Origin of the sequence: Micromonospora sp. URMC 107 (assembly GCF_051386315.1) — a bacterium.
In the GTDB taxonomy this organism is placed as follows: Bacteria; Actinomycetota; Actinomycetes; order Mycobacteriales; family Micromonosporaceae; genus Micromonospora.
In genome coordinates, this window is record NZ_JBPQTK010000093.1 from 1 (window position 1) to 24,503 (window position 24,503).

At 73.6% G+C, this 24,503-nt stretch carries 23 protein-coding genes and 3 pseudogenes; 17 read left to right on the forward strand and 9 right to left on the reverse strand.

Annotation, left to right across the window (positions count from 1 at the left end; all coding sequences use genetic code 11):
- Positions 1 to 42 precede the first annotated feature (42 nt).
- Both ACSNN9_RS20090 and ACSNN9_RS20095 read right to left on the reverse strand, forming a co-directional pair.
- Positions 43 to 610: pseudogene (locus ACSNN9_RS20090) on the reverse strand (YbjQ family protein).
- 24 nt (positions 611 to 634) lie between these two features.
- Positions 635 to 1,318, reverse strand: a complete 684-nt coding sequence (locus ACSNN9_RS20095; protein WP_357869827.1) for a S1 family peptidase — start codon at positions 1,316 to 1,318, stop codon at positions 635 to 637.
- Between the two features lie 415 nt (positions 1,319 to 1,733).
- Here ACSNN9_RS20095 and purS point away from each other — a divergent pair, with 415 nt between their 5' ends.
- The 4 genes from purS (at position 1,734) to ACSNN9_RS20115 (ending at position 6,231) form a co-directional block, all read left to right on the forward strand.
- Complete coding sequence (purS, locus tag ACSNN9_RS20100; protein WP_357869824.1) at positions 1,734 to 1,997, forward strand: phosphoribosylformylglycinamidine synthase subunit PurS; 264 nt, start codon at positions 1,734 to 1,736, stop codon at positions 1,995 to 1,997.
- Positions 1,994 to 2,677 (forward strand): phosphoribosylformylglycinamidine synthase subunit PurQ, encoded by a 684-nt coding sequence (gene purQ / locus ACSNN9_RS20105; protein ID WP_357869821.1) that lies wholly within the window; start codon positions 1,994 to 1,996, stop codon positions 2,675 to 2,677. The genes purS and purQ overlap by 4 nt, the downstream gene beginning before the upstream one ends.
- A 67-nt stretch (positions 2,678 to 2,744) precedes the next feature.
- Positions 2,745 to 5,471, forward strand: a complete 2,727-nt coding sequence (gene purL / locus ACSNN9_RS20110) for a phosphoribosylformylglycinamidine synthase subunit PurL (RefSeq protein ID WP_436674878.1) — start codon at positions 2,745 to 2,747, stop codon at positions 5,469 to 5,471.
- A gap of 4 nt (positions 5,472 to 5,475) precedes the next feature.
- Entirely contained in the window at positions 5,476 to 6,231 is a 756-nt protein-coding gene (locus ACSNN9_RS20115) for a 2-phosphosulfolactate phosphatase (RefSeq protein ID WP_436674879.1), read from the forward strand.
- A gap of 160 nt (positions 6,232 to 6,391) precedes the next feature.
- On the opposite strand, the pseudogene ACSNN9_RS20120 reads toward ACSNN9_RS20115, so the two are convergent.
- Positions 6,392 to 8,373 (reverse strand): annotated as a pseudogene (locus tag ACSNN9_RS20120) (carboxypeptidase-like regulatory domain-containing protein).
- Positions 8,374 to 8,472: 99 nt separating this feature from the next.
- On the opposite strand from ACSNN9_RS20120, the gene ACSNN9_RS20125 reads away from it, so the two are divergent.
- From ACSNN9_RS20125 to amcA, 5 genes are all read left to right on the forward strand, one after another.
- Complete coding sequence (locus ACSNN9_RS20125) at positions 8,473 to 8,826, forward strand: sterol carrier family protein (protein ID WP_358092895.1); 354 nt, start codon at positions 8,473 to 8,475, stop codon at positions 8,824 to 8,826.
- A 170-nt stretch (positions 8,827 to 8,996) separates the two neighbouring features.
- The gene (purF, locus tag ACSNN9_RS20130) at positions 8,997 to 10,535 is read left to right on the forward strand and encodes an amidophosphoribosyltransferase (protein ID WP_436674880.1); all 1,539 of its coding nucleotides are present in this window, start codon (positions 8,997 to 8,999) and stop codon (positions 10,533 to 10,535) included.
- A 58-nt stretch (positions 10,536 to 10,593) separates the two neighbouring features.
- Positions 10,594 to 11,748, forward strand: a complete 1,155-nt coding sequence (gene purM, locus ACSNN9_RS20135) for a phosphoribosylformylglycinamidine cyclo-ligase (RefSeq protein ID WP_358092889.1) — start codon at positions 10,594 to 10,596, stop codon at positions 11,746 to 11,748.
- A 171-nt stretch (positions 11,749 to 11,919) separates the two neighbouring features.
- The gene (gene amcB / locus ACSNN9_RS20140) at positions 11,920 to 13,023 is read left to right on the forward strand and encodes a cyclophane-forming radical SAM peptide maturase AmcB (RefSeq protein WP_436674890.1); all 1,104 of its coding nucleotides are present in this window, start codon (positions 11,920 to 11,922) and stop codon (positions 13,021 to 13,023) included.
- Positions 12,992 to 13,225, forward strand: a complete 234-nt coding sequence (amcA, locus tag ACSNN9_RS20145) for a multiple cyclophane-containing RiPP AmcA (RefSeq protein WP_358092886.1) — start codon at positions 12,992 to 12,994, stop codon at positions 13,223 to 13,225. The genes amcB and amcA overlap by 32 nt, the downstream gene beginning before the upstream one ends.
- A gap of 143 nt (positions 13,226 to 13,368) precedes the next feature.
- Here amcA and ACSNN9_RS20150 read toward each other — a convergent pair whose 3' ends face one another.
- Positions 13,369 to 13,584 carry a DUF3073 domain-containing protein gene (locus tag ACSNN9_RS20150; RefSeq protein ID WP_089002617.1) on the reverse strand — a complete coding sequence of 72 codons (216 nt, stop codon included), beginning with the start codon at positions 13,582 to 13,584 and terminating at the stop codon, positions 13,369 to 13,371.
- A gap of 288 nt (positions 13,585 to 13,872) precedes the next feature.
- Positions 13,873 to 14,955: a Glu/Leu/Phe/Val family dehydrogenase gene (locus ACSNN9_RS20155; RefSeq protein WP_436674881.1), complete on the reverse strand. Its 1,083-nt coding sequence runs from the start codon at positions 14,953 to 14,955 to the stop codon at positions 13,873 to 13,875.
- Positions 14,956 to 15,127: 172 nt separating this feature from the next.
- Between ACSNN9_RS20155 and ACSNN9_RS20160 the strand changes: the two genes are divergently transcribed.
- A complete protein-coding gene (locus ACSNN9_RS20160) occupies positions 15,128 to 15,967 on the forward strand; it encodes a hypothetical protein (RefSeq protein WP_358092881.1) in 840 nt (279 codons plus the stop codon).
- A 251-nt stretch (positions 15,968 to 16,218) separates the two neighbouring features.
- Positions 16,219 to 16,428, forward strand: coding sequence for a BldC family transcriptional regulator (locus ACSNN9_RS20165; protein ID WP_007073996.1), 210 nt, complete (start codon positions 16,219 to 16,221; stop codon positions 16,426 to 16,428).
- Positions 16,429 to 16,532: 104 nt separating this feature from the next.
- Here the strand turns inward: ACSNN9_RS20165 and ACSNN9_RS20170 are convergent, their stop codons facing one another.
- On the reverse strand, positions 16,533 to 16,931 hold the full coding sequence (locus tag ACSNN9_RS20170; RefSeq protein ID WP_436674882.1) for a PPOX class F420-dependent oxidoreductase: 399 nt from the start codon (positions 16,929 to 16,931) through the stop codon (positions 16,533 to 16,535).
- Between the two features lie 54 nt (positions 16,932 to 16,985).
- Between ACSNN9_RS20170 and ACSNN9_RS20175 the strand changes: the two genes are divergently transcribed.
- Positions 16,986 to 17,765 (forward strand): class I SAM-dependent methyltransferase, encoded by a 780-nt coding sequence (locus tag ACSNN9_RS20175; protein WP_436674883.1) that lies wholly within the window; start codon positions 16,986 to 16,988, stop codon positions 17,763 to 17,765.
- A 73-nt stretch (positions 17,766 to 17,838) separates the two neighbouring features.
- On the opposite strand, the gene ACSNN9_RS20180 is transcribed toward ACSNN9_RS20175, so the two are convergent.
- Positions 17,839 to 18,135: a hypothetical protein gene (locus ACSNN9_RS20180; RefSeq protein ID WP_436674884.1), complete on the reverse strand. Its 297-nt coding sequence runs from the start codon at positions 18,133 to 18,135 to the stop codon at positions 17,839 to 17,841.
- A 161-nt stretch (positions 18,136 to 18,296) separates the two neighbouring features.
- On the opposite strand from ACSNN9_RS20180, the gene ACSNN9_RS20185 reads away from it, so the two are divergent.
- Complete coding sequence (locus tag ACSNN9_RS20185) at positions 18,297 to 19,154, forward strand: 3-hydroxyacyl-CoA dehydrogenase family protein (protein WP_436674885.1); 858 nt, start codon at positions 18,297 to 18,299, stop codon at positions 19,152 to 19,154.
- Between the two features lie 55 nt (positions 19,155 to 19,209).
- The gene (locus ACSNN9_RS20190; RefSeq protein ID WP_358092867.1) at positions 19,210 to 19,953 is read left to right on the forward strand and encodes an enoyl-CoA hydratase/isomerase family protein; all 744 of its coding nucleotides are present in this window, start codon (positions 19,210 to 19,212) and stop codon (positions 19,951 to 19,953) included.
- 97 nt (positions 19,954 to 20,050) lie between these two features.
- Here the strand turns inward: ACSNN9_RS20190 and ACSNN9_RS20195 are convergent, their stop codons facing one another.
- Positions 20,051 to 21,400 (reverse strand): ABC transporter substrate-binding protein, encoded by a 1,350-nt coding sequence (locus ACSNN9_RS20195; protein WP_436674886.1) that lies wholly within the window; start codon positions 21,398 to 21,400, stop codon positions 20,051 to 20,053.
- Between the two features lie 156 nt (positions 21,401 to 21,556).
- On the opposite strand from ACSNN9_RS20195, the gene ACSNN9_RS20200 reads away from it, so the two are divergent.
- Together ACSNN9_RS20200 and ACSNN9_RS20205 are read left to right on the forward strand one after the other, a co-directional pair.
- Positions 21,557 to 21,946, forward strand: coding sequence for a hypothetical protein (locus ACSNN9_RS20200; protein WP_436674887.1), 390 nt, complete (start codon positions 21,557 to 21,559; stop codon positions 21,944 to 21,946).
- 213 nt (positions 21,947 to 22,159) lie between these two features.
- Entirely contained in the window at positions 22,160 to 22,867 is a 708-nt protein-coding gene (locus ACSNN9_RS20205; RefSeq protein ID WP_436674888.1) for a DUF2786 domain-containing protein, read from the forward strand.
- 75 nt (positions 22,868 to 22,942) lie between these two features.
- On the opposite strand, the gene ACSNN9_RS20210 is transcribed toward ACSNN9_RS20205, so the two are convergent.
- On the reverse strand, positions 22,943 to 23,461 hold the full coding sequence (locus tag ACSNN9_RS20210) for an SRPBCC family protein (protein WP_436674889.1): 519 nt from the start codon (positions 23,459 to 23,461) through the stop codon (positions 22,943 to 22,945).
- A gap of 503 nt (positions 23,462 to 23,964) precedes the next feature.
- On the opposite strand from ACSNN9_RS20210, the pseudogene ACSNN9_RS20215 reads away from it, so the two are divergent.
- Positions 23,965 to 24,503 (forward strand): annotated as a pseudogene (locus ACSNN9_RS20215) (hypothetical protein); the annotation flags it as partial.

Here is a 24,503-nt window from a genome sequence, read left to right on the forward strand (position 1 = left end):
CCTACACCCCACCCCCCATCCTCTGACCCTCGGGCGGGTGGGTCAGGAGTCGCGGGTGGGGGTTTCGGCGGCCGAGCGGAGGTTGGGGGCGCTCGCCGGTTCGGCGATGCCGCCCGGGGACTCGGCGAAGGCGGGATCGTGTGCGGTCTCCGCGGCGACCAGCGGCTGGTCGGGCGGCATGACGTCGGGCATCTTGGGCGCGACGACCACGGCCGTGCCGTACGCGCAGATCTCCATCCACATCTCGCCGCAGTCGCGGCTGTCGAAGCGCATCCCCACCACGGCGTTCGCGCCGATGCGGCGGGCCTCCTCGCCGAGCCGGGCCACCGAGTCCGTACGCCACCTCGTGAGGTTGTCGGGCGCCATCGGGTCGTACGCGCCACCGCGCAGGTTCTTGACGCCCTCGCGGTACGGGTTCCGCGTCCTGGCCATCGATGACACCACTTCGCCGAGGATCTGGCGGATCTCGTACCCGGGTAGTTGCTCCGTCGTCACGACCAGCACGCCTCCGATGCTGTCAGGGCGACGAGACGCCCGATCGCCGGCCCTGTTCACCTGATCGGATGCTGCAAAACGGCGCGGCGCGGACGGTCGGCGCGCTGCCGACCATCCGCGCCTGCCGTGGCGCTAACCGTCAGACACCGGCCGTCTGGGTGATCCAGGCCCGGTTGTACGCGACGCTGCCGTAGTTCTGGATGCTCTGGCCGTCGGCGGTGGAGGCGACGCCGACCTGGCGGCCGTTGTAGAACTGCGGGCCGCCCGAGTCGCCCCGCCACGCGTTGCCGTTGATCCGCGTGCTGCGGATCGCCTGGCCGCCGTACGCGTCGGTGGCGCTGTTGCTGGTCACCTGGACGGACGCGGTCTTGAGCTGGGTGGAGGCCGAGCAGCCGCTGTAGCAGGTCATGCCCCAGCCGTAGATCGAGTTGGTCGAGCCGATCGGCGGGTTGCTGCTGGCCAGCGTGACGTACGAGGTGCTCACGGAGCTGGACAGGCGCAGCAGGGCCAGGTCGTACCGGCTGTAGCTGGCGCTGACGGTGCGGGTGACGCCGCCGGAGGAGCGGTAGACGCTGCCGACCCGGACGGACATCGTGCCGTTGACGCAGTGCCGGGCGGTGAGCACCCACTCCGGCGCGATGATCGTGCCGGAGCAGGTGAACGAGCCGTTGCTGAGCACGGCGGCGGCCCACGGGGCCGACGAGACGGTGCTGCCGCCGATGATCGGCTGCGGACCGGCCGGGGCGGCGAGGGCGCCGGAGCTGGCGCCGAGCAGGCCGGCCGCTGCGGTGGCCAGCACCGCGATCATGGATCGGATGCGCATGGGGGCTCCTTCGGGGACGGGGCCCGGGTTCACCGGGTCGAACTGTCGACCGGCGGGCGGGGGTGGCCCGACGGTCGGGCACGTCCGATCGACGTACGACGATGTACGGTAGGGCTCCTGAGATGTCGTTCACAAGAGATCCATCGAAAATGATGGATGAGATGATATGGCGGGCGGGGGTGACGGGGGAGGGCCCGGCGGCCCGACGGAGCGGGGCGAAACGGGCCGGTCGGCAACGGATGCGCATCGGGATCGCAACGAACCCGTATCGGTCCCCGGGCCCCGCGCCGGGAATGCCGATCACTGCCTGGACCGCGTCCGGCCGGTGCGTCCGAGGCCGGATCTGCCAGGTAGGCTGGCTGCGCTCGCCCGTTGTGGGTCGGCACCCAACTGCGTACACAGTCAGGAGTGCCCAGTGCCTCGCGTCGTCGTCGACGTCATGCTCAAGCCCGAGATCCTCGATCCCCAGGGCCAGGCCGTCGCAAACGCGCTGCCCCGGCTCGGCGTCAGCGACGTCGCCTCGGTTCGGATCGGCAGGCGGATCGAGATCGAATTCACCGGTGAACCGGACCTGGACCGGGCCCGGGAGATCGCCGACAAGCTGCTCGCCAACCCGGTCATCGAGGACTTCACGGTCCGCCTGGCCGAGGCCGACGAGACCGTGGACACCCGCTCGTGACCGCCCGGGTCGGTGTGGTCACCTTCCCCGGCTCGCTCGACGACGGGGACGCGGCCCGGGCCGTCCGGATCGCGGGCGCCGAACCGGTCCGCCTGTGGCACGGAGACCCGCACCTGCACGGGGTGGACGCCGTCGTCCTGCCCGGCGGCTTCTCCTACGGCGACTACCTGCGGTGCGGCGCCATCGCCCGGTTCGCCCCGGTGATGGAGACGATCGTGGACGCGGCCCGGGGCGGCCTGCCCGTGCTCGGCATCTGCAACGGCTTCCAGATCCTCTGCGAGGCCCACCTGCTGCCCGGGGCGCTCACGCGCAACCAGCACCTGCACTTCCGCAACCGCGACCAGGTCCTGCGCATCGAGTCGGCCGGCACCGCGTGGACCAACGCGTTCCAGCCCGGCCAGGAGGTGCTGATCCCGGTCAAGAACGGCGAGGGCTGCTACGTCGCCGACACCGCGACGCTGGACCAGCTCGAAGCCGAGGGCCGGGTCGTCGCCCGCTACGTCGGCGGCAACCCCAACGGGTCGCAGCGCGACATCGCCGCGATCACGAACCCCGCCGGCAACGTGGTCGGCATCATGCCGCATCCCGAGCACGCGGTGGAGGCGCTCACGGGCCCCTCCCTCGACGGTCTCGGCTTCTTCACCTCGGTGCTCAAGCACCTGGTGGGGGCGCCGGCGTGACCGTGCGCGGCATCATCGGTCGGCTCACCCGCCCGTCGGGCGGACGCGAGCGCAGCGAGGAGAGGTCATGACCACCCATCCGGACGAGGTACGGGATAACCCGGAGGCCTTCCCGGCCGCCCCGGCGCAGCCGGTGGAGCCGCGTCCGGCCGCCGTCGTGCCGCCGGCCGGGCCTCCCGGGCCGGCGACCGCCGACTGGGCCGACGGCCTGGACACCGTGCCGCGCGCCGAGGACACCCCCGGTGAACTCCAGCCGTACGCCGAGCTGGGGCTCCGCGACGACGAGTACGAGCGGATCCGGCAGATCCTCGACCGGCGGCCCACCCAGGCCGAGCTGGCGATGTACTCGATCATGTGGAGCGAGCACTGCTCCTACAAGTCGAGCAAGGTGCACCTGCGCCAGTTCGGCGAGAAGGCCCCGCCGAGCGACCGGCTCCTAGCCGGCATCGGCGAGAACGCCGGCGTGGTGCAGGTCTCCGCCGACCTGGCGGTGACCTTCAAGGTCGAGTCGCACAACCACCCGAGCTTCGTCGAGCCCTACCAGGGCGCGGCCACCGGCGTCGGCGGCATCGTCCGGGACATCCTCGCCATGGGCGCCCGCCCGGTCGCGGTCATGGACCCGCTGCGCTTCGGTGCCGCCGACCACCCCGACACCGCCCGGGTGCTGCCCGGCGTCGTCGCCGGCGTGGGCGGCTACGGCAACTGCCTGGGCCTGCCGAACATCGGCGGCGAGGTCGTCTTCGACCCCTGCTACCAGGGCAACCCGCTGGTCAACGCGCTCTGCCTCGGCGTGCTGCCGGTCGACCGGCTGCAGAACAAGGCCGCCGCCGGCCCGGGCAACGTCGTCGTGCTGATGGGCGCCCGCACGGGCCGGGACGGCATCGGCGGCGTGTCGGTGCTGGCCAGCGCCACCTTCGACGAGGGCAGCGAGCAGCGCCGCCCGTCGGTGCAGGTCGGCGACCCGTTCATGGAGAAGCTGCTCATCGAGGCCTGCCTGGAGCTCTACGACGCCCGGCTGGTCGTCGGCATCCAGGACCTCGGCGGCGCCGGCCTGACCTGCGCGCTGACCGAGACCGCCGCGGCGGCCGGCACCGGCATGCGGGTCTGGCTGGAGCGGGTGCCGCTGCGCGAGCCCTCGATGGAGCCGCACGAGATCCTGGCCAGCGAGTCGCAGGAGCGGATGCTGCTGGTCGTCGAGCCGGAGAAGCTCGACGCGGTGCTCAAGACCGCCGAGAAGTGGGGCGTCTGGGCCACCGCGATCGGCGAGGTCACCCCGCCGGAGCCGGACGGCCGGCCGGGCCGGCTGTTGATCACCTGGCGCGACCAGCTGGTGGTCGACGTGCCGCCGGGCTCGCTGGTCGACGACGGCCCGGTCTACGCCCGCCCGATGCGCGAGCCGGCGGACCTGATCCTGCTCCAGGCCGACCGCGCGGAGACGCTGCCCCGGCCGGCCGACCCGGAGGCGCTGCGCGAGACCGTGCTGCGCATGATCGCGTCGCCGAACCTGGCCGACAAGACCTGGGTCACCGAGCAGTACGACCGCTACGTGCTGGGCAACACCGTGCTCGCCCAGCCGGAGGACTCCGGCGTGATCCGGATCGACGAGCGCACCGGGCTCGGCGTGGCGCTGTCGGTGGACGGCAACGGCCGGTACGCGCGCCTCGACCCCTACCACGGCACGAAGCTCGCGTTGGCGGAGGCGTACCGCAACGTCGCCGTCACCGGCGCGACGCCGATCGCCGTCACCAACTGCCTGAACTTCGGCTCGCCGGAGGACCCGGGCGTGATGTGGCAGTTCGCCGAGGCCGTCCGTGGCCTGGCGGACGGCTGCGCCGAGCTGGGCATCCCGGTCACCGGTGGCAACGTCAGCTTCTACAACCAGACGGGCGCGGCGCCGATCCACCCGACCCCGGTGGTCGGTGTGCTCGGCGTGCTCGACGACGTGGCCAACCGGGTGCCGATGGGCTTCGTGGCCCGCCCGGGCGGCGAGCACGACCAGATCTTCCTGCTCGGCGAGACGCACGTGGAGCTCTCCGGCTCGGAGTGGGCGTGGGTCACCCACGAGCACCTCGGCGGCGTACCCCCGCAGGTCGACCTGGCCCGCGAGCGGCTCCTGGCCGACCTGCTGGCGGAGGCCGCGCGGGTCGGGCACCTGAGCTCCGCGCACGACCTCTCCGACGGCGGCCTCGCGCAGAGCCTGGTGGAGTCCTGCCTGCGGCGCGGCGTCGGCGCCCGCATCGCGGTGCCGGAGCGCTTCGACGGCGGCTCGATGCCGTTCGTCTACCTGTTCAGCGAGTCCGCCGGGCGGGTCCTGGTGTCGGTGCCGCGCGGCCACGAGAAGGCGTTCACCGCCCTCTGCGCCGAGCGCGGGGTGCCGTTCGAGCTGATCGGGGTCACCGACCCGTCCGGCGGCGCGCTGGAGGTGCACGGCCAGTTCCGGATCGGCCTGGACGAGCTGCGCGCCGCGCACGGCGAGACGCTGCCGCGCCTCTTCGGGGGCGCGGGGGTCGTCGAGGTGCCCGCGCCGGCCGCCGGTGTGGCGGGTGCGGTCGAGGCCGTGCCGCTGCCCGTCGCCGAGCCGGCCGAGGTGGCGCCGGTGGACCCGGCGGCCGTCGCGGCCGAGCCGATCGCCTCGGCCGCGCCGGTCCCGCCGACCGGTGCCGTCGAGCCGGTGGCCCCGGCGGAGACCGTCGCACCCGGCCCGGAGCACCCGGCCGAGGCCGCCGACCGGCCGGCCGAGGCCGGCGGGGCGCCGGTTCCCGAGTCCGGTGACACCGAGCCCGGTCAGCGCTGAGGCGGTGGCCGCGGCCGTCCACGTCCAACCCGGATCCGGCGCCCGGTTCGACTGGGGGCTGACGGGGGCGGCCGAGCTGGGCCGGGTCTGTGCGGTGCTGGTGGTGGTGGACGTGCTGTCGTTCACCACCGCCGTGGACGTCGCGGTCGGGCGCGGCATGCGGGTGCACCCGTTCCCGTGGGGCGCGCAGGCGGCCGACTACGCGCGGCGGGTCGGCGCGGTCGCGGCGGTGGGTCGCCGGCACACGACCCCGGACCATCCGTGGTCGCTCTCGCCGGCGGCGCTGACCACCGCGCCGGTCGTCGCCGACCTCGTGCTGCCGTCGCCGAACGGTTCGGCGATCAGCGCGGCGGCCAGCGCCACCGGGCTGCCGGTGGTCGCGGCGTGCCTGCGCAACGCGCGCGCCGTCGGGCGTTGGCTCGGCCACCAGGGGTACGGCTCGGTGGACGCGCCGATCGGCGTGATCGCCTCGGGTGAGCGCTGGCCGGACGGCTCGCTACGCCCCTCCGTCGAGGACCAGCTCGGGGCGGCCAGCGTGCTGGACGCCCTGTCGGGTGTGCCGGGCGGCCTCTCCGTGGAGGCGGCCATGGCGCTCGCCGCGCTCGCCAGCACCCCCGACGTCCCCGCCGCGGTGTGCGGCAGTGTGTCGGGCCGCGAGCTCATCGAGGGCGGCTTCGCCGAGGACGTGGAGGTCGCCATCCGGGTCGGCGTCTCGGGCGTGGTCCCGGTGCTGCGTCAGGGCGTCTTCTCCGCCGCCTGACGGCCCTGCCGCACACCGGCCCCGGAGCGGCGTGTCCTGGACCCGCCCGTGGCGGCGGTCGCCGGTGTCCGCCCGGCTCGGCCCTCGACAGCGGCGAGGGCCGCCCGGAGTCCGGACGGCCCTCGCCGTGGTGCTGTCGTCGGGGGCGTGCCCCGAGCGGTCAGTCGTCCATCCAGTCCAGTCGGCGGCCGCCCCGGTCCTGCTGCGGCGGGCCGTCCGGGCGACCGCGACCGGTCTGCGGGTCGTCGTAGCCGCCCGGCTGGCCGTAGCCACCCTCGCCGTAGCCGGCCTGGTTGTCGTAGCCGCCGCGCTGCTGCGGGGGCTCCTGGCCGTAGCCGCCCTGGCCGTAGCCCTGGTTGTCGTACGAGGTGGGCTGGTCGTAGCCGCCCGGTTGGCCGTAGCCGCCGCGCGGCGCCGCCGGCTCCTGGCCGTAGCCGCCCGGCTGGCCGTAGCCACCCCGCTCGTAGCCGCCGCCCGGCTGGTCGTAACCGCCGGTCGGCTCGCCGCCCCGGCCGTACGCCCCAGGCTCGGGCTGGCCGTAGCCCTGACCCTGCTCCGGCTGGTAGACGCCGGTCGCGTACGGGTCGGCCGGGGCCGGGTACTGCGTGGCGTCGCCGGTGTAGCGGCCGGTCGGCTCGTCGTACCGCTCGCCGTAGCCCCGTCCGCCGCCCGCCGGGCCGGCCGCACCCGCCGGAGCGCCGTAGTCGTTGCCGCCGTAGCCGCCGCCCGAGGCGGGGGCGTTACCGTAGCCGCTCCCCGAGGACGGCGCGTTGCCGTAGCCGCCGCTGCCGTAGCCGCCGCCTGAGGCGGGGGCGTTGCCGTAGCCGGCACCGCCGTAGCCACCCGCGCCGGCCGGCTCGCCGCCGTAACCGCTGCCGCCCCAGGCCTGCTGGCTGCCCGTTGCGCCGTAGGGCTGCGGGGGAGCGCCGTACGGGTCCGGCGGCACGTCGTCGACCACGGGGCGGTGCATCATCGTCGGGGCGTCGCTGAGCGAGGTGCCGCCGACCATCGTCGGATCCGGCGTGGCGCCGACCCGGTTGACCACCCGGGTCTGGTCGTCCGCGCCCCGGAACGCCCCACGCGCGGCCGGGACCGCGCCGGCCGCGGCGCCCGCCGGGGCGTCGTCGTCGGCCTCGTCGCCGCTGTCCTTGCGGCGCATCCAGAGCAGCACGATGGTGCCGACACCGGCGGCGACGAGCAGGCCGCCGAGCAGGATGATCAGCCAGGAGCTCATGCCGCCGGAGTCCTCGTTGCTGGCGTTGGCCGCCGCGCCCGGGGTCGCCTCGGCGCTCTCCTCGGGGGTCTCCTCGACGGGCTCCTCGGTCGGGAGGGGCTCCTCGCTGGCCGAGGGGGTGGGGCTCGGGGTCGTCTCGACCTTGATCGCCAGGGCGATGCGCTGGCCGGTGATGCTCTGACCGGCGGACGCGTCGAAGCTCTTGGTGGCGTAGACCTCACCGACGCTGGCACCGACGGCGAGCCGACCGGGCGCGATCGGCTTCTCGCTGGTGCCGGTGAAGCGGAAGTTGCCGTCGTCGTCGCTGATCGTGTCGCGCTTCTTGCCGGCGCCGTCCTGGAGCATGACCACGGCGTTCGGCACGGCCTTGCCGTTGGCCTGGGCAACCACCTTGCCGGAGACCGACTTGACGGTCTGCGCCTGCGCGGGCTCGGACGGCTGGGCCTTGCCCTTGACGCTGAGCTGGAGCGGGGCGGTGCCCGGGCCGGACTCGGCCTCGACCGTCACCGTGACGGTCACGTTCGCGTCGCCGGCGTTGTCGCTGGCCCTGATCCGCAGCAGCTGGGACCTCGGCCGGTCGTTGTTGAAGTCGATCTCCCCGCAGCCGCTCGCGCAGCTCACACCACCCGGGAGACCGGCGATGCTGACCTGGACCTTCTCGTCGCCGTCGCGGGGGGTGACCTGCACGGTGACGGCGGTGTCGCTGCCGGCGTTGACGGTGACCGAGCCGGGCGACACGGTGACGTCGGCGGCGAGGGCTGGTGTGGCGGGGGCAGCGAGCAGAGCGCCGACAACCAGCGCCACGACCACACCGGCCCGCTGCTTCCAGGCACGTCGGTGTGTTGACACGTCCACCGCCTTCCGGACTGACTTCCCTCGGCGGCGGGCGCCGGGCCGGGGATCATCACGGTACGAATACGCCGTCGGCAACTATGCCTTGTCTGACCGGATCGGCGCGACCCAGGGCCAGCGTCGGGCGCGGCGCGCTGAGGCCGTATCGTCCCGTCGTGTCCTCTCCGCACATTAAGTCCGCCGCGGTCGCGGCGGCGTTGTCGGCGCTCGACGAGGGGCGTACGCCCGAACGACCGGTCCTCCGGGAGGCGGTCCGTGCCCTGTTGACCGTCCTCGCGGAGCGCGCCCCCGGCCGATCGGTGGAGGTGCGTGTCCCACCTTACGGCGCAGTTCAGTGCGTTCCCGGTCCCCGACACACCCGTGGCACCCCCGCGAACGTCGTCGAGATGGCGCCCGAGACCTGGCTGGCGGTGGCCACCGGACGGCTCGAATGGGCCGACGCGATCACCCAGGGTCGCGTACAGGTGAGCGGAATTCGGGCGGATCTTTCCGCGCACCTGCCCCTCTAGCTGCGGCGATACGCATCGATCGGTGACGTCTCGGAGCCGGATCGTGACTTTCTGTATCGACACGGATTCGCGTACACTGTCAGGCGACGACAGTGGTCCCGGCCTGGGAGTGCGGATCCGCCCCCGCGTGATTCCGCAAGGCCGGTCCAGACCAGCATGAGGGAGCGCAGGTGCCCCGAGGCGACGGCCGGCTGAGCCACGACCTTGATCCCCAACGACCAGGCCCCCAGGACGCGTGTGGCGTCTTCGGCGTCTGGGCGCCCGGGGAGGAGGTCGCCAACCTGACCTACTTCGGGCTCTACGCCCTCCAGCACCGCGGCCAGGAGGCCGCGGGCATCGCGGTCAGCGACGGCTCGGGCGTGGTGGTCTACAAGGACCTCGGCCTGGTCGCCCAGGTCTTCGACGAGCCGACCCTGGCCAGCCTGCGCGGGCACGTGGCGATCGGGCACGCCCGCTACTCCACCACCGGCGGCTCGACCTGGGAGAACGCCCAGCCGACCATCCGGTCCACCACGTCCGGCACCACCATCGCGCTGGCCCACAACGGCAACCTGGTCAACACGGCGGAGCTCCAGCGCGAGGTCACCGAGCGGGGCCTGGTCGCCGACGGCTCGACCAACGACACCTCCCTGGTGACGATGCTGCTGGCCAGCCGGCCGGACCTGTCGGTCGAGGCGGCGGCGCTGGAGGTGCTGCCGCAGCTGCGCGGCGCGTTCAGCTTCGTGTTCATGGACGAGTCGACGCTCTACGCGGCCCGCGACCCGCACGGCGTGCGCCCGTTGGTGCTGGGCCGGCTGGAGCGCGGCTGGGTGGTGGCGAGCGAGACCGCCGCGCTGGACATCGTCGGCGCGAGCGTGGTCCGCGAGGTCGAGCCCGGCGAGCTGATCGCGATCGACGAGGACGGCCTGCGCTCCAGCCGGTTCGCCGCCCCGGAGCCCAAGGGCTGCCTCTTCGAGTACGTCTACATCGCCCGCCCGGACGCCACCATCGCCGGCCGCAACGTGCACTCCGCCCGCGTGCAGATCGGCCGCCAGCTGGCCAAGGAGCACCCGGTCGAGGCCGATCTGGTGATCCCGGTGCCGGAGTCCGGCACCCCGGCCGCGATCGGCTTCGCCGAGGAGTCCGGCATCACCTACGGCGCCGGCCTGATGAAGAACCCGTACGTCGGGCGCACCTTCATCCAGCCGTCGCAGACGCTGCGCCAGCTCGGCATCCGGCTCAAGCTCAACCCGCTGCGGGAGAACGTCCGGGGCAAGCGGCTGGTCGTGGTCGACGACTCGATCGTGCGCGGCAACACCCAACGGGCGATCGTGCGGATGCTGCGCGAGGCCGGCGCGCTGGAGGTGCACGTCCGCATCTCCTCGCCGCCGGTCAACTGGCCGTGCTTCTACGGCATCGACTTCGCCACCCGCGCCGAGTTGCTGGCCAACGGGCTGGACAACGACGGCATCCGACGCTCCATCGGGGCCGACACGCTCGGCTACGTGTCGCTCCCGGGCCTGATCGCCGCCACCGAGCAGCCGAAGACCCGGCTGTGCCGCGCGTGCTTCGACGGGGAGTACCCGATCGAGCTGCCCGCCGGCAACCTGATCGGCAAGCACGTGCTCGAAGGGGTGGGCCGGCGGGTCGCCGCGCAGGCGTCCGACACCCCGGAGCACACCGCCCCGCTCGTCGCCACTCCGGGCGGCGTGACCACACACCGCCCGTAGCACCACCCGGCGCGGCCCGGCCACCGCCGGCGCGGCGCCAGAACCAAAGGGGAGAACCGTGACGCACGTGTCCGAGCGCAGCGGCGCAGGAAGCAGCCCGACCGGCGCCGGCGACGACCGCCAGCCCTGGACGGCCGGCGCCGGCCGTCAGGCGCGCAAACGCTCGGTCTCGTACGCGGACGCCGGGGTCTCGATCGAGGCGGGCGACCGTGCGGTCGAGCTGCTGAAGTCGAAGGTGAAGCAGACCCGGCGCCCCGAGGTGATGGGCGACCTGGGCGGCTTCGCCGGCCTGTTCCGGCTGGACACGAAGAAGTACAAGAACCCGATCCTGGCCTCGTCCACCGACGGCGTGGGCACCAAGCTGGTGATCGCGCAGCAGATGGACATCCACGACACGGTCGGCATCGACCTGGTCGCGATGGTGGTCGACGACCTGGTGGCGTGCGGCGCCGAGCCGCTCTTCCTGCTGGACTACATCGCCACCGGCGAGGTCGTGCCGGACCGGGTCGCCGAGATCGGCGCGGGCATCGCCGACGGCTGCCGGTACGCCGGCTGCGCCCTGCTGGGTGGCGAGACCGCCGAGCACCCGGGCGTGCTGCGCCCGGACGAGTACGACATCTCCGCCACCGGCGTCGGTGTGGTGGAGGAGAGCGACATCCTCAGCCCGGAGCGCGTCGAGGTGGGCGACGTGGTCATCGCGATGCGCTCATCCGGCCTGCACTCCAACGGCTACTCCCTGGTGCGGCACGTGCTGCTGGGCGCCGGCCGGATGCGGCTCGACGTGGTGATCGACGACTTCGGCCGGCAGCGCACCCTCGGCGAGGAGCTGCTTACCCCGACCAAGATCTACGCGCAGGACTGCCTCAAGCTGATCGCCGAGGCCGAGGTGCGGTCCATCGCCCACGTCACCGGCGGCGGCATCCCCGGCAACCTGGTCCGGGTGCTCCCCGAGCACGTCGACGCGGTGGTCAACCGCTCCACCTGGAAGCCGCAGCCGATCTTCGACCTGATCCAGTCCAAGGGGCGGATCGAGGACCCGGAGATGGAGGCGACCTTCAACATGGGCGTCGGCATGTTCGCGATCGTCTCCGCCGAGGACGCGGACCGCGCGCTGGCCACCCTGACGGGCCGCGGCGTCGACGCGTGGCAGGCCGGCGAGATCATCGAGGGCTCCGGCAACGTGCAGATGATCGGCCAGCACACCCGGGGCTGACCACACGCCAGGTGATCGTACGGGCACCTGATCAGGCCTTCACCCGAGTGGCCGTCGCCGCCTAGCCTGAAGGGCACCCTCAAAGCTGTCGGGGCCGCCCGCCCGGGTTCCCCGACAGCCCTTCAGGCGCTGAGGAGGGCAATGGCTGCTCGGGGACGGTCGTTCAGCGGGATGCGCGGCCTGGCCGCCGTCCCCTCGTACGTGGTCATGCAGCCCACCACCCTGTGCAACCTGGACTGCGCCTACTGCTACCTGCCGTTCCGCGCGGCCGACCGGCGGATGCCGGTGCCGGTGGCCGAGGCGGTGGCCGCGGCGGTCAACCCGTGGGCGGCGGCGGGCCGCTTCTCGGTGGTGTGGCACGGCGGCGAGCCGCTGGCCGCCGGCCGGGAGCACCTCGCCGCGCTGATCGCGCCCTTCGGGCCCGAGGTCGAGCACCACGTCCAGACCAACGCCACGCTGATCGACGACGCCTGGTGCGCGTTCTTCGTCGAGCACGGGGTGCGGGTGAGTGTGAGCGTGGACGGCCCGCGGGAACGCAACGGCGACCGGGTCACCCGGGGCGGCGGGCCCGCGTACGACCGGATCCTGCGCGGGGTGGCGGCGCTGCGCCGGCACGGCCTGCCGTTCTCTGCGCTGGCGGTGGTGGGTCGCCCCGAGCCGGGCCTGGCCACCGAGCTGTACGACTACTTCCTCGAACTCGGCTGCGACGTGCTCGGCGTCAACATCGAGGAGACCGAGGGTGTCAACCTGCGCGACAACTCCCACGACGCACCGCTGGTGACCGCCTTCTGGGCCGAGCTGGTGGCGGCCTGGCGCCGGGAGCCCCGGATCCACCTGCGCGAGGTCGAGTGGTCCCTGCGGTACGCCGGGGCGGTGCTGGACGGTAGCGCCGACGACCTGCTCCCCCGGCGGTTGGATCCGATCCCGACCGTGGGCCACGACGGCTCGGTGATCGTGCTCTCGCCGGAGCTGGCCGGCTTCACCGATGTCCGGTACGGCGACTTCGCCAGCGGCAACGTGCTGGCCACCCCGCTGGCCGAGATCCTCGCCCACGCGGACCGGACGCCCTGGGTCGGCGAGTTCCTCGCCGGCGTCGAGGCGTGCCGTTCGTCCTGCCCCTACTTCGGGTTCTGCGGCGGCGGCCACGCGGCCAACCGCTACTTCGAGCTGGGGCGTTTCGACGGTACGCAGACCGCGCACTGCCGCAACAGCAAGATCCACTTACTGGAGGGAGTGTTGGAGCATGCCCGAGACCACCAGTCACCGGCAGCCTGACCGGAGGACGGACGCCCCGGACGAGGTCGCCGATCGGGTGCGGGAAGCCGCGCCGGGACTCACCGCACTCCTCCACGAGGCCGAGGCCGCGCGGCGACTACGGGCCGAGGTGGCGGGCGGCGACGGCGCGAGCGCCGTGTGCGCCTGGAACCACTTCGAGAACATCCCGACGTTCTACAACTGGAACAACCGTCCCCGCTGAGGCGGACCGTGATCAGGGACCTGCCGTTCGGCCGGAGGGCTCTCCGGAAGGGGCAGGTCCCTGATCGTCGGTCTTGGCGCCGCTTCGATGGGCACATGCGTGAGCACGCGGGCGATCACCGCGTGCTCAGCTGCTACCGGAGGTCAGCGGGGCGGACGCACCCAGGGATCCGGGTCTTCGTCCGCGTGATCCTCATCATCGTCGTCGACATACTCTTTGTAGTCGTCGTCGAAGTTGTGCTCAGACTTACCAGCACCCGCCAGTTCGCGCTGCAAGGCGGTGAGGTCGGTGTTCGGGGAGTGGTACTTCAACTCCCGGGCCACCTTCGTCTGCTTGGCCTTAGCACGGCCGCGCCCCATGGCTCGACCCCCTCGCACAGAATGCGGGGCAGCCCGAAGGCGGGCCCCGATGACGTCAGGCATCTCTCGTGGCTCTTACGGTACATGGGGATGCCATCGTTCGACACCTCGGGTTACCGTCGACCGACACCGCGCGTCGCGGTCATCCGGCCGTCACCGATTGTACCCGGTAAGGAGCGGCGCCGGGAGCGCCCGTGACACCGGTCAGAACCCCACGAAGCCAGCCTAACGGGACGGGTCGCCCGGCGGGGCCGGGGGCGGAACGGTCGCTCCGCCCCCGCGCGGCGCTCAGCGCAGGTGGATCGTGCGCAGCCGGCCGACGTCGGCCATCCGCCGCTCCGCCAGCCGGTCCGCCGCCACGGCCGGCGGCACGCCCTCGGCGTCCGCCAGTCGCAGGATCTCCCGGGTGGTGTCGTAGATCCGGGTCGCGCGCAGCTTGGCCCGCTCGAAGTTGAAGCCCTCGATCTCGTCCGCCACCTGGATCACGCCGCCGGCGTTCACGACGTAGTCCGGGGCGTAGAGGATGCCCCGGTCGGCGAGGAGCTTCTCGATGCCGGGGTGGGCGAGCTGGTTGTTGGCCGCGCCGGCGACCACCTTGGCGCGCAGCGTCGGCACCGTGTCGTCGTTGAGCGCGCCGCCCAGCGCGCACGGGGCGTACACGTCGATGTCGGCGGCGACCAGCGCGGCGACGTCGTCGACCAGCGCGACCTGCGGGTGGGTGGCGCGCGCCCACTCCAGGGCCCTCGGGTTGACGTCCGTCGCCACCACCTCGGCGCCGTCGTCGACCAGGTGGCCGACGAGGTACTTGCCGACCTTGCCCAGGCCGGCCACGCCGACCCGCCGCCCGGCGAGGGTCGGGGCGTCCCAGACGTGCTCGGCCGCGGCCCGCATGCCCTGGAACACGCCCCAGGCGGTGAGGATCGAGGAGTCGCCGGCTCCGCCGTGCTCGACGCTGCGGCCGGTGACGTAGGAGGTCTCGCGGGCGATCACGTCCATGTCGGCGACGTAGGTGCCGACGTCGCAGGCGGTGTAGTAGCGCCCGGCGAGGGACTCCACGAAGCGGCCGTACGCGCGCAGCAGCGCCTCGCTCTTGATCCGCTCGGGGTCACCCCAGATGACCGCCTTGCCGCCGCCCAGGTCCAGCCCGGCCAGGGCGTTCTTGTAGGCCATGCCCCGGGAGAGGTCGAGCACGTCGGCGAGGGCGTCGGCCTCGCTGGCGTACGGGTAGAACCGGGTCCCACCGAGCGCGGGGCCGAGCGCGGTGGAGTAGATGCCGATGATCGCCTTGAGGCCGGTCTGCTTGTCCTGGCAGAACACGACCTGTTCGTGACCGCTGGACCCCGGGTCTTCGGTGGTGGCGAATACGCCCATGACTCGCTCCTGGTGTGGGGTGCGTCCTTGTGGGACGCGGACCTGTGGACCGCCGGCGGGATGCTGCCGGTGCCGCTGAGCCTAGTATCGGCCGACGCCGCCCGGCCGCCCACGGCGCGCGTGATCGCGCCGCCGACGACGGTCGAGTTCCAATTCGTGGGAGGATCGCGCCGTGCCGTCGCTTTTCGCTTCATACCTGCGCGTGTACGAGCCGCTGACCGCCTTCGACCGGGACCGCCAGTCGTACTGGCGGCGCTACGTGGAGCAGGGGCGGGCGGTGGCGCCGGTGGAGGGGCCGGGCCGGCAACGGACGTCGGTGATCGAGGCGCTCGGTGCGGGCTGGACGCGGCTGCCCGACCTGCCGGACGAGGCGTACGTTCTGGAGACCGACGAGACCCTGCTGGTCTGCCCGTGGAACCTGCGCATCCGGGTGGCCGAGGCGGCGCTCAGCGCCCGCGACGGGGTGCCGCCGGTGCTGGCCGACGCCTTCGTCCCGCCGGTGCTCGCCGGTCAGGCGAAGGCGGTCGTGGAGGACTGGCGCAGCGGGGCCCGGGTGCTGGAGCACGGCGTGCCGCGGGTGCACGAGCAGATCGCCACCTGGGGCGTGCCGCTGCGCTGGTTCGTGCTCTTCGACCCGGAGGAGCGGCACCACGTGACCCACCCCGGGCGGCGGGCCCTGCGCTACCGGACGGAAATCTCCAAGGCGCGCCGCCGGTCGTCCCGGGCCCTGTCGGTGCTGCGCAAGTCGATCGGCGACGCGCCGATCACGGAGGCGGTCGAGGAGGCCGCCCGCTGGCTGGAGGAGTTCCACCCCCGGTCGATGGTGGAGCTGGACTACGGCGGCCTGGTCGAGCTGCTCTCGGACGAGACGCTGGCCGCCGACGACTCCCCGGAGCTGGTGGCGACCGGGCTCGCCGGGCTGTCCAGGGGCGAGGCCGAGGAGGCCTCGACGGCGTACGACAAGCTGGTCGCGCGCTGGCGCGCGGTTCAGCTGCTGGAAAGGTGCAACTAGCGCTATATCGCCCAGGTAGCACCTCCAAGCCGAGGCGAATTCGTAGTTGACGCATCACGAACCGTGATCATGAGTCCGAATAAGGTAGTTTCTGCCGTGTAAAAGTCGCATAAATCGGGCATGGTTCATCCGTCCGTCTAGGGACGTTCGGCCGTTCGGCCCATGTCGGACATCGGGGACTAGCCGGACCATGGGAGACGCGTCGGCCGGCGGGACCCCGGCCGATGTCTATACATGTGGAGGAGTGACCGATGGCATCGCGAACGCACGAACCAGAGCCGCTACTCACACCGGCCGAGGTGGCGTCGATGTTCCGTGTCGACCCGAAGACGGTGACCCGGTGGGCCAAGGCGGGCAAGCTCAGCGCCATCCGCACGCTGGGTGGCCACCGTCGGTACCGGGAGTCGGAGGTCAGGGCCCTGCTACAGGGGCAGATTCCCCAGCAGCGCCAAGGGGACTGACCGACCGGGAGTCAAACAGGTTGTCGACGGAGGGCGGCGGACATGGTCCGCCGCCCTCCGTCGTGTCCGGACTCCGCCCGCGTACGCGGGCTGCGGGGCGCGGATCAGGAACCGGCCGGCGGCGCGTCGGCGAGGACGACCCGGATGCCGACCGTGCCGCTCTCGCCGCGGCGCAGGCGGCTGCCCAGCAGGCTGAGCCGGCCGATCAGCCGGTACTTCTGCTTGATCAGTTCGCGCACCCGCCGGGTGCCGGCCGCGTCGCAGAGGGTCGCGTGGGCGGCGACCGCCTCGCCGTGCGGCCGGCCCCGCACGTCGCACGGCGCCACCGTGACGTCGCCGCTGCGCCGGATCCGCTTCACCTTGCCGGCGTCCGCCGCCGACCACACCGCCAGCGCGTCGCCGTCGCGCACCGCCCAGACCGGGGTCGGCACCGCCCGACCGTCCTTGCGAAAGGTCGTGAGCAGGATGTACTTCTCCGCGCCGAGGCGGTCCAGGGTGGTCACTCCGCCAGGATACGACCGCTGCGGCTGACTGACCGGCCCGATAGCGTGAAGCCCGTGACGGCGGAGCCACGGATCGGTGACGTGTTCGGAGAGATGCTGCGCGACGCGTACGCCGTGGCCACCGGGGTCGGCCCCCGACCACTGGCCGGCGGGCGGCTGCCGCGACCGGTCATCGAGATCATCGAGCGGGACGACGGGCTCATCAACGGCGCGCCCGCCGCGCACTACCTGGACGGGCCGGCGGACTGGCAGCCGTACGACCACCGGGCCGTGGACCGGGTCCACGGCGCGACCCTGGACGTCGGCGTCGGGGCGGGCCGGATCGCGCTGCTGCTCCAGGAGCGGGGCGTGCCCGTCACCGGGCTGGACACCTCGGCCGGGGCGCTGGCCGTCTGCCGCCGCCGGGGCGTCCGCGACCTGGTGCACGGCACGGTCGACGCGCACGTCGCGGACGGCCGCCGCTACGACACGTTCCTGCTGCTCGGCAACAACGTCGGCCTGCTGGAGGGGCGGGAACGGGGGCCGGCCCTGCTGGCCGCACTCGCCGCGCTGGCCCGGCCGGGAGCGCAGGTCATCGCCCAGGGCACGGACCCGTACGGCAGCCGGGACCCGGTGCACACGGGCTACCACGAGCGCAACCGGTGCCGGGGGCGGTTCGGTGGGCAGCTCCGGCTCCGGCTGCGCTACCGGGATCTGGGCACCGGGTGGTTCGACTACCTGGTCTGCTCCCCGGACGAGCTCGCCGAGCTGGTCCGGGGCAGCGGCTGGCGCCTGACGGACGTGGACGACCGCGACGCCCCGTACTACCTGGCCACCCTGCGCCTCGCCGGCTGACGTCCGGGCCGGACCGCGCAGCCCCGGACGCCGACGCCGGATTCCCGCCGGACGCGGGAACCCGGCGCGGGTGTCAGACCTCGACGGTCGGGGGGAGCTGCTCGGGCGGCAGGCCGCCGTCGCCGTCGACCACCTCGTCCGGGGTGCCGTCCTCGTCGAGGTCGACCATCGTGATGTCCACCTTGCCGTCGTGGTCGGTGTCGAACTGGAACAGGTCGGGCTTGCCGTCCCCGTCGGTGTCGGACACCCAGACGTCGGTGCGGCCGTCGTTGTTGGTGTCGGCGCGCAGCAGGTCGACCCGCTCGTCCCCGCGGGTCTCCACGGTCTCCGCCGCGTCCGCGGCGTGCACGGTCTCCGGTGCCTGGCTCATCTGGCCCGTCCTTCCCTCGGTTGAGGGCCGTGGTACCCGATCCGCCGCGCCCCCACGCATGCCGGGAAGATCGCCGCTGCATAGGGTCGGCCCATGAGCGAGTGGAGCGGGCGGCGGGGCACGGGTCAACCCCGTCGCGCCACCGGAGACAGGGAGGCGTCATGAGCGACCGCTTTGTCGTCGTCGGGGCCGGCACGATGGGCCTCGGCATCGCGTACGTGGCCGCCGGGGCCGGGCACGCCGTCGAGCTGGTCGAAGTGGACCGGGCCCGGGGCGCGGCGGCCCTGGAGCGGCTCGGGGAGCTGTGGGACAAGGCGGTGGCGCGCGGCAAGCTGGACGCCGACCGGGCCGCGACGAACCGGGAGCGGGTGACGCTGCGGTCGGGGCTCGCCGAGGTCGCCGAGGAGCCGGCCGTGGTGGTGGAGGCCGTACCGGAGCGGCCCGACCTGAAGCGGGCGGTCCTGCGCGAGGCCGAGGCGCTGCGGCCGGCGCTGCTGGGCAGCAACACGTCCAGCATCCCGATCGCCGCGCTGGCCGAGGGGCTGGCGCGGCCCGAGCGCTTCCTCGGGCTGCACTTCTTCAACCCGGTCTGGGCGATGGCCCTGCTGGAGGTCGTGGTGGGCCCGGCCACCGCGGCGGAGACCACCGCCGAGGCGGTCGCGCTCGCCGGCCGGCTGGGCAAGGACCCCGTCGTCGTACGCGACATGCCCGGCTTCGCCACCTCCCGGCTCGGGGTCACCCTCGGGCTGGAGGCGATCCGGATGGTCGCCGACGGGGTGGCCAGCCCGGCCGACATCGACAAGGCGATGGTGCTCGGCTACCGGCACCCGGTCGGCCCGCTGGAACTGACCGACCTCGTCGGGCTGGACGTGCGGCTGGACATCGCGCGCACCCTCCAGGCCGCGTACGGGGACCGGTTCGCCCCGCCGCCGCTGCTCGAGGAGATGGTGGCCGCCGGCCGCCTGGGCAAGAAGTCCGGCCAGGGCTTCTACCGCTGGGAAGGCGGGGTGCGAGCGTGAGCGCGAGGAGTGAGCTTGCGAGCCCCGCAGTCGCGAACGGAAGGGGGATCCGTCAATGAGTGGGCTGCGGATCGAGGAGCACCCGGACCGGCTGGTGGTGACGCTCGACCGGCCGGAGAAGCGCAACGCCATCGACGCCGACCTGATCGCCGAGCTGCACCAGGTCTGCGCGGACCTGGAGGCGCGGCCCCGCCTGCTGCTGCTCACCGGCGGCACCGAGGGGATCTTCGCCGGTGGGGCGGACATCGGGCAGCTGCGCGAGCGGGGTCGGCTGGACGCCCTCGCGGCGATCAACTCGGCGGCCTTCGCCCGGATCCGGGCGCTGCCGATGCCGACCGTGGCGGCCGTGGACGGGCCCGCGCTGGGCGGGGGCGCCGAGCTGGCGTACGCCTGCGATCTGCGGGTCTGCACGGCGCGGGCGGTGTTCGGCCAGCCGGAGGTCCGGTTGGGGATCCTGGCCGGCGCGGGCGCGACCCACCGGCTGCCGGCGCTGGTCGGGGAGGCACGGGCCAAGGAGCTGCTCTTCACCGGCCGCCGGGTGGACGCCGAGGAGGCGCTGCGGATCGGGCTGGTCAACCGGGTGGTGGCCGAGCCCGGCGAGCTGCTGCCCACGGCGCACGGGCTGCTCGACGAGATGGCGAAGGGATCCGCGCTGGCGCTGCGGCTGACCAAGCTGGCGGTCGACGCGCCGGCCGCCGCGCACCCGCACCTCGACCTGGTCAGCCAGGCGGTGCTCTTCGAGGACGAGGAGAAGCACCGGCGGATGACGGAGTTCCTCGAGCGGCGACGCCCGCGCTGAGCCCCGAAGCGCCTCACCGTCGAGCTGCACCCGGTTGGACGACGACGGCCGCACCGGTGACCGGTGCGGCCGTCCGTGTCCCCGACGGGGCGGCAGCTCAATGCCGGATCTGCACCCCGGCGTCCGCGAGGGCCCGGATCACCTGCGCGGACTCCGCGAAGCCGATGATCAGCACGGCCTCCGCGCCGAAGTCCTTGATCTCCTTCGCGCCGGCGCCGAAGTCCACCGGGTTCGCCTTGGCGTCGGCCGGCGGGTCGTAGGTCAGCAGCTTCAACCGGTCGCCGCCGATGCCGGCCCGTTCCAGCTCGGCCCGGACGGTGCCCTGGAGGCCCTCGCCGTAGGAGTCCTTACGGGCGACGATGGCGATCTTCTGCGGCCCGTCGCGGAGGATCACGTCGGCCAGCGCGCGGCCCTGGAGGCTGTCCGGCGGGGCGGTGCGGAAGTAGAGGCCCTGGTCGTCGAGCTCGGTCAGGCTGGCGTCGGTGTTCGACGGGGAGAACAGGACCTTGCCGGCCCGCACCACGTCGGGCAGCACCTCCCGGGAGATCCCGGAGCCACTGGCACCGATGATGACGTGCACGTTCCGCTCGACGTGCTTCGCCACGGTGGCCTTGGCCACCGCCGGGTTGGTGCCGTCGTCGCCGTCGATCCAGACCACCGGCTCGCCGAGCGCCCCGCCCGCCGCGTTGATCTCCTTGATCGCCAGTTTGGCGCCGGCCGACACCGGCGGGTACGCCAGGGACAGGTCACCGGTCTGCGACAGCAGACCGCCCAGGACCAGCGGGGAGCCGTCGCTGCGGTCGGTGCGGCCGCCGCGCTGCTTCTTCGGCTTCGGCGGGGCCTTGGTGCTCGCCCCCGACTCGTCCCCGGCCCCGACGAACTCCGTCTTGCCGTCGTTGAGCCGCTGGCCGTCGAAGTGCAGCGTGCCGTAGCTCGCGGTGGACGGCTCGCCGGCGTCGGTGAAACCGGCGCGGGTCATCGAGACGCTGCGGTACTCGACGTCCTTGCCCGCCCGGGCCAGGGCCAGGCACTCCGCCACGGTCTCGCAGCGCTGCCCCCCGTTGGTGACCCCGACGATCTGCTTCGCGATGGCGGCCGGGTCCGTCGTGCCCGCGAGCTGGGCGGCGATCGCGCTGATCACCACCGCGTCGTACGTCTCGGCGGAGTAGAGGAAGTCGCCCAGCTTCGGGTCGACGGACCGTAGCCGGTTCTTGAAGTCCTCGGGCAGCGGCGTCATCGGCGTGGTGCCCTTCATGCCGTCGACCAGGCTGGCGCGGTCCTTCAGCTCGGCAGGGTACGAGTTCAGCATGTTGCCGTCGGAACCGTAGAGGCGCACCTGATGGGTGGTCGCCTCCTGGGGTTCCTCAGTCCCGCAGGCGCTCGTGGCGAGCAGGAACGTCGCGCAGGCAGCCAGGGTGGCGGCCCGCGAGGCGCGTGACTTGAACATGGTCGTCCTTCCTCCGGGCGAAGGTCCGCTGCGCACATTAGCGTGCTGGGCCGTGCGGCGGGGCCACGGATACGGCTCAATCCGCAGGTCGCCCGCCCTGATCACGGAAAGTGACCGGCGGTGGGTGGCTTGACCCTGCCCTCTACCGTGCTGTGGGTGACGGACTCACCACAGCAGACGCTCGACGACGCGACCGCCGTGCTCCGCTCGGCGCTGGCCGGGGACGGCGACGCGGTGGCGGGGGCGTTCGACGCGGTCGTCGACCGGTCCGGCCTGGCCGGCGCGTACGGGGTGGCCTGGTGTCTTGCCGCGACGATGGTCGGCGAGCCGGTGCCGCCGGGCACGTGCGCGCTGGACTTCCCCGGCATCGACGAGGCGGGCTACGACACCCGCTGGGTGGCGCGCTTCGTGAGCGCGTACGCCAATGCCGACGACGACACCGGCGAGGCGCTGTTCGGGGCGGCGGCGGCCGACGGGCTGCTGCCGGAGTGCCTGCTCACCCTTGCCGGCTCGACCGTGGCGACGCTGCGTAGCCGGGCCGCCTGACCGCCCGATCCCCTCGGCGGCACGGACCGGGACGACGGCGCCTAGCTGCCGGGTGCCTGGCGTGCCGCCCGGACCGGGACGACGGCGCATAGCTGCCGGGTGCGGGGCGTGCGGCGCGGAGCGGGACGGCGGGGCACGCCGGCCGGAGCGCCGGGACGCCCGCAGGTCGGGCGTGGTGCGGCGGGGGCGACCCGCCGTGACAGGCTGAGGGGCATGTCCGACGCCATGCTCAGCAAGGTGCGCAAGCTGCTGGCCCAGGCCGAGGACCCGGCCTGCACCCCCGCCGAGTCGGCCGCGTTCACGGCCAAGGCGACCGAGCTGATCGCCCGCTACGGCGTGGACCGGGCGCTGCTGGCCGCCCGGGACCCGGCCACGGACCCGGTGGGCGACCGGGTGGTGGAGGTCGTCGCCCCGTACGCCCGGGACAAGGCCGGCCTGCTCGCCACGGTCGCCGATCCGCTGCGCTGTCGCTGCGTCCGCCGGCAGGAGGGCACCGGCTTCGCCATGCACCTGTTCGGCTTCGCCAGCGACCTGGAACGGGTCGAGCTGCTCTTCACCTCGCTGCTGGTGCAGGCCGCGCACGGGCTGGCCGGCGCCGAGGTGCCGGCCGGCGCGCACGTCGCCGCCTTCCGGCGCTCCTGGCTGGCCGGGTTCGCCCAGGTGATCGGGATGCGGCTCAGGGCGGCGGAGGCGGGAGCGGTCGCCGAGGCGGGCGCGCCCTCGGTGGCCCTGGTCTTGGCCGACCGGTCGGACCGGGTCCGACACCGCGTCGCCGAGGTGTACCCACGGCTGCGCACCGCCGCGCCGCGCCGGCTGGCCGGCGGCGGGTTCGGCTCGGGGGCCGAGGCGGGCCGCCGCGCCGACCTCGGCGGCCGGGGCGTCGCCACCGCACCGGGCGCGCGTCCCGGCCTCGGCCGCTGACCCGCCGGACCCCTTCGCGCGCGGTGGCGCGTGGCCCGGGGGTGGGGACGGTCGGGGGCGGTGGCCGGAAGGCGGTCAGCCGGCGTCGCGGTCGGCCACCCTGGCGGCGTAGCGGGTGAGCAGCTCGTGCCAGCCGGCGGTCAACGCCTGCCGGTAGCCCTCCGCGGCCTCGCCGTGCCGGTCGAAGTGCCGGTGCTCGACCTCCACCCGGGTCCGCTCCGGCCCGTCCCGGTGGAAGAGCACCTCCACCTCGCTCGCCTTCGCGGGATCGGGCACCGGTGCCCGATCCGCCCCGATCTGCCAGGTGAAGACCAGCCGCTCCGGCGGATCCCAGTTCAGCACCCGGCCCCAGTCACAGCGGAAGCCGTGCGGGCCGATCTCGTAGAGCATGCCGCCGGCGCGCGGCTCCACGCCCAGGTCGGCCAGCTGCTCCGGCCCGGACCAGGTGTATTCCACCACCCACCACTGCGCCAGCGCGCCGGTGAACACCTCGAACGCCCGCTCCGCGGGCGCGGGGACCAGGAGGGCGCTGCGCAACGCGAACTGTTCGGACTCCTGCCGGATGCCGGCCGGGTCAGCCATCTCCTGTCCCATAGGCCCGGACCATACCGGCTGATGCCCGGGTGCGCAGCTTCGCGATTGCCAGACTTCGATGCCTCCTTCCCGGTGCGCCGACCTCACCGGCGCGTCGACCCGTGGCCGGGAAGCGGCGCCAACGGCAGCGCCCCCGCCCACCCGGCGTTCGGCCGCCTGTCGTTCCCGGTCGCCGCCGGCACCTTCCCGTCGTCGTGGCGACCGTCGAGGACGCGGATCGCCTGGTCGCATCGCCGTCCCGGCGGGATGTTCGGCTGGATTGCGGGTACCCGCGCCGGACGGTCCCGGCCGGCCCGGCCGGAGGATGCGGAGCGGGGAGCATGAGCGAGAACGCGCAGCAGCGGGATCAGGACCGGACCGGCGGCCGATCGAACCGACGCGACGGGGAAGCGGAGCCTGCCCGCCGCGACAGGGAGGCGGATCCTGTCCGCCGGGGCGGAGAGGCGGGGCCTGCCCGGCGGGGCGGGGAGGACGAGCCGGACGTCCTGCTGGACATACCGGAGGTGTCGGTCGACTCGATCCGGCTCGCCGTCGACGAGCTGGACGCCGACGTCTCCCTGCGGGCCCGACTGGCCAACCTCCTCCAGCTCGACGCCGGGGTCCGGGTGCACCTCCAGGGCGTCGAGCTGGACATCACCGGAGTGCACGCCGAGGCGTTGCTCAAGGTGCGGCTGGAGAAGCTGGTGGAGATCCTCGACCGCGCGCTGACCACCATCGACCGCAATCCGCAGGTCATCCAGGCGCTGTCGGGTACGGCGACGGCCGCCCTGGACGACGTGAACCGCGCCACGCAGCAGATGGGCAAACTGGGTGAGCAGCTCGCCGGCCCGGTGGAGCAGCTCGCCGGCCCGGTGGAGCGGGGCGGCGCGACCGACGATCTCGGCCAGCAGGTGGGCGCGATCGGCGCGGTCGCCGACCAGTCCCTGCGGGAGCAGGGCGGTCCAGGGCAGGGTGGAGAGCCTGGAGCTGGACAGGGCGGCCGTCGCCGTACCCGACAGCGCCTGGATGACCTGCGGATTGCGGTCGATGGTGGTCAGCGCGC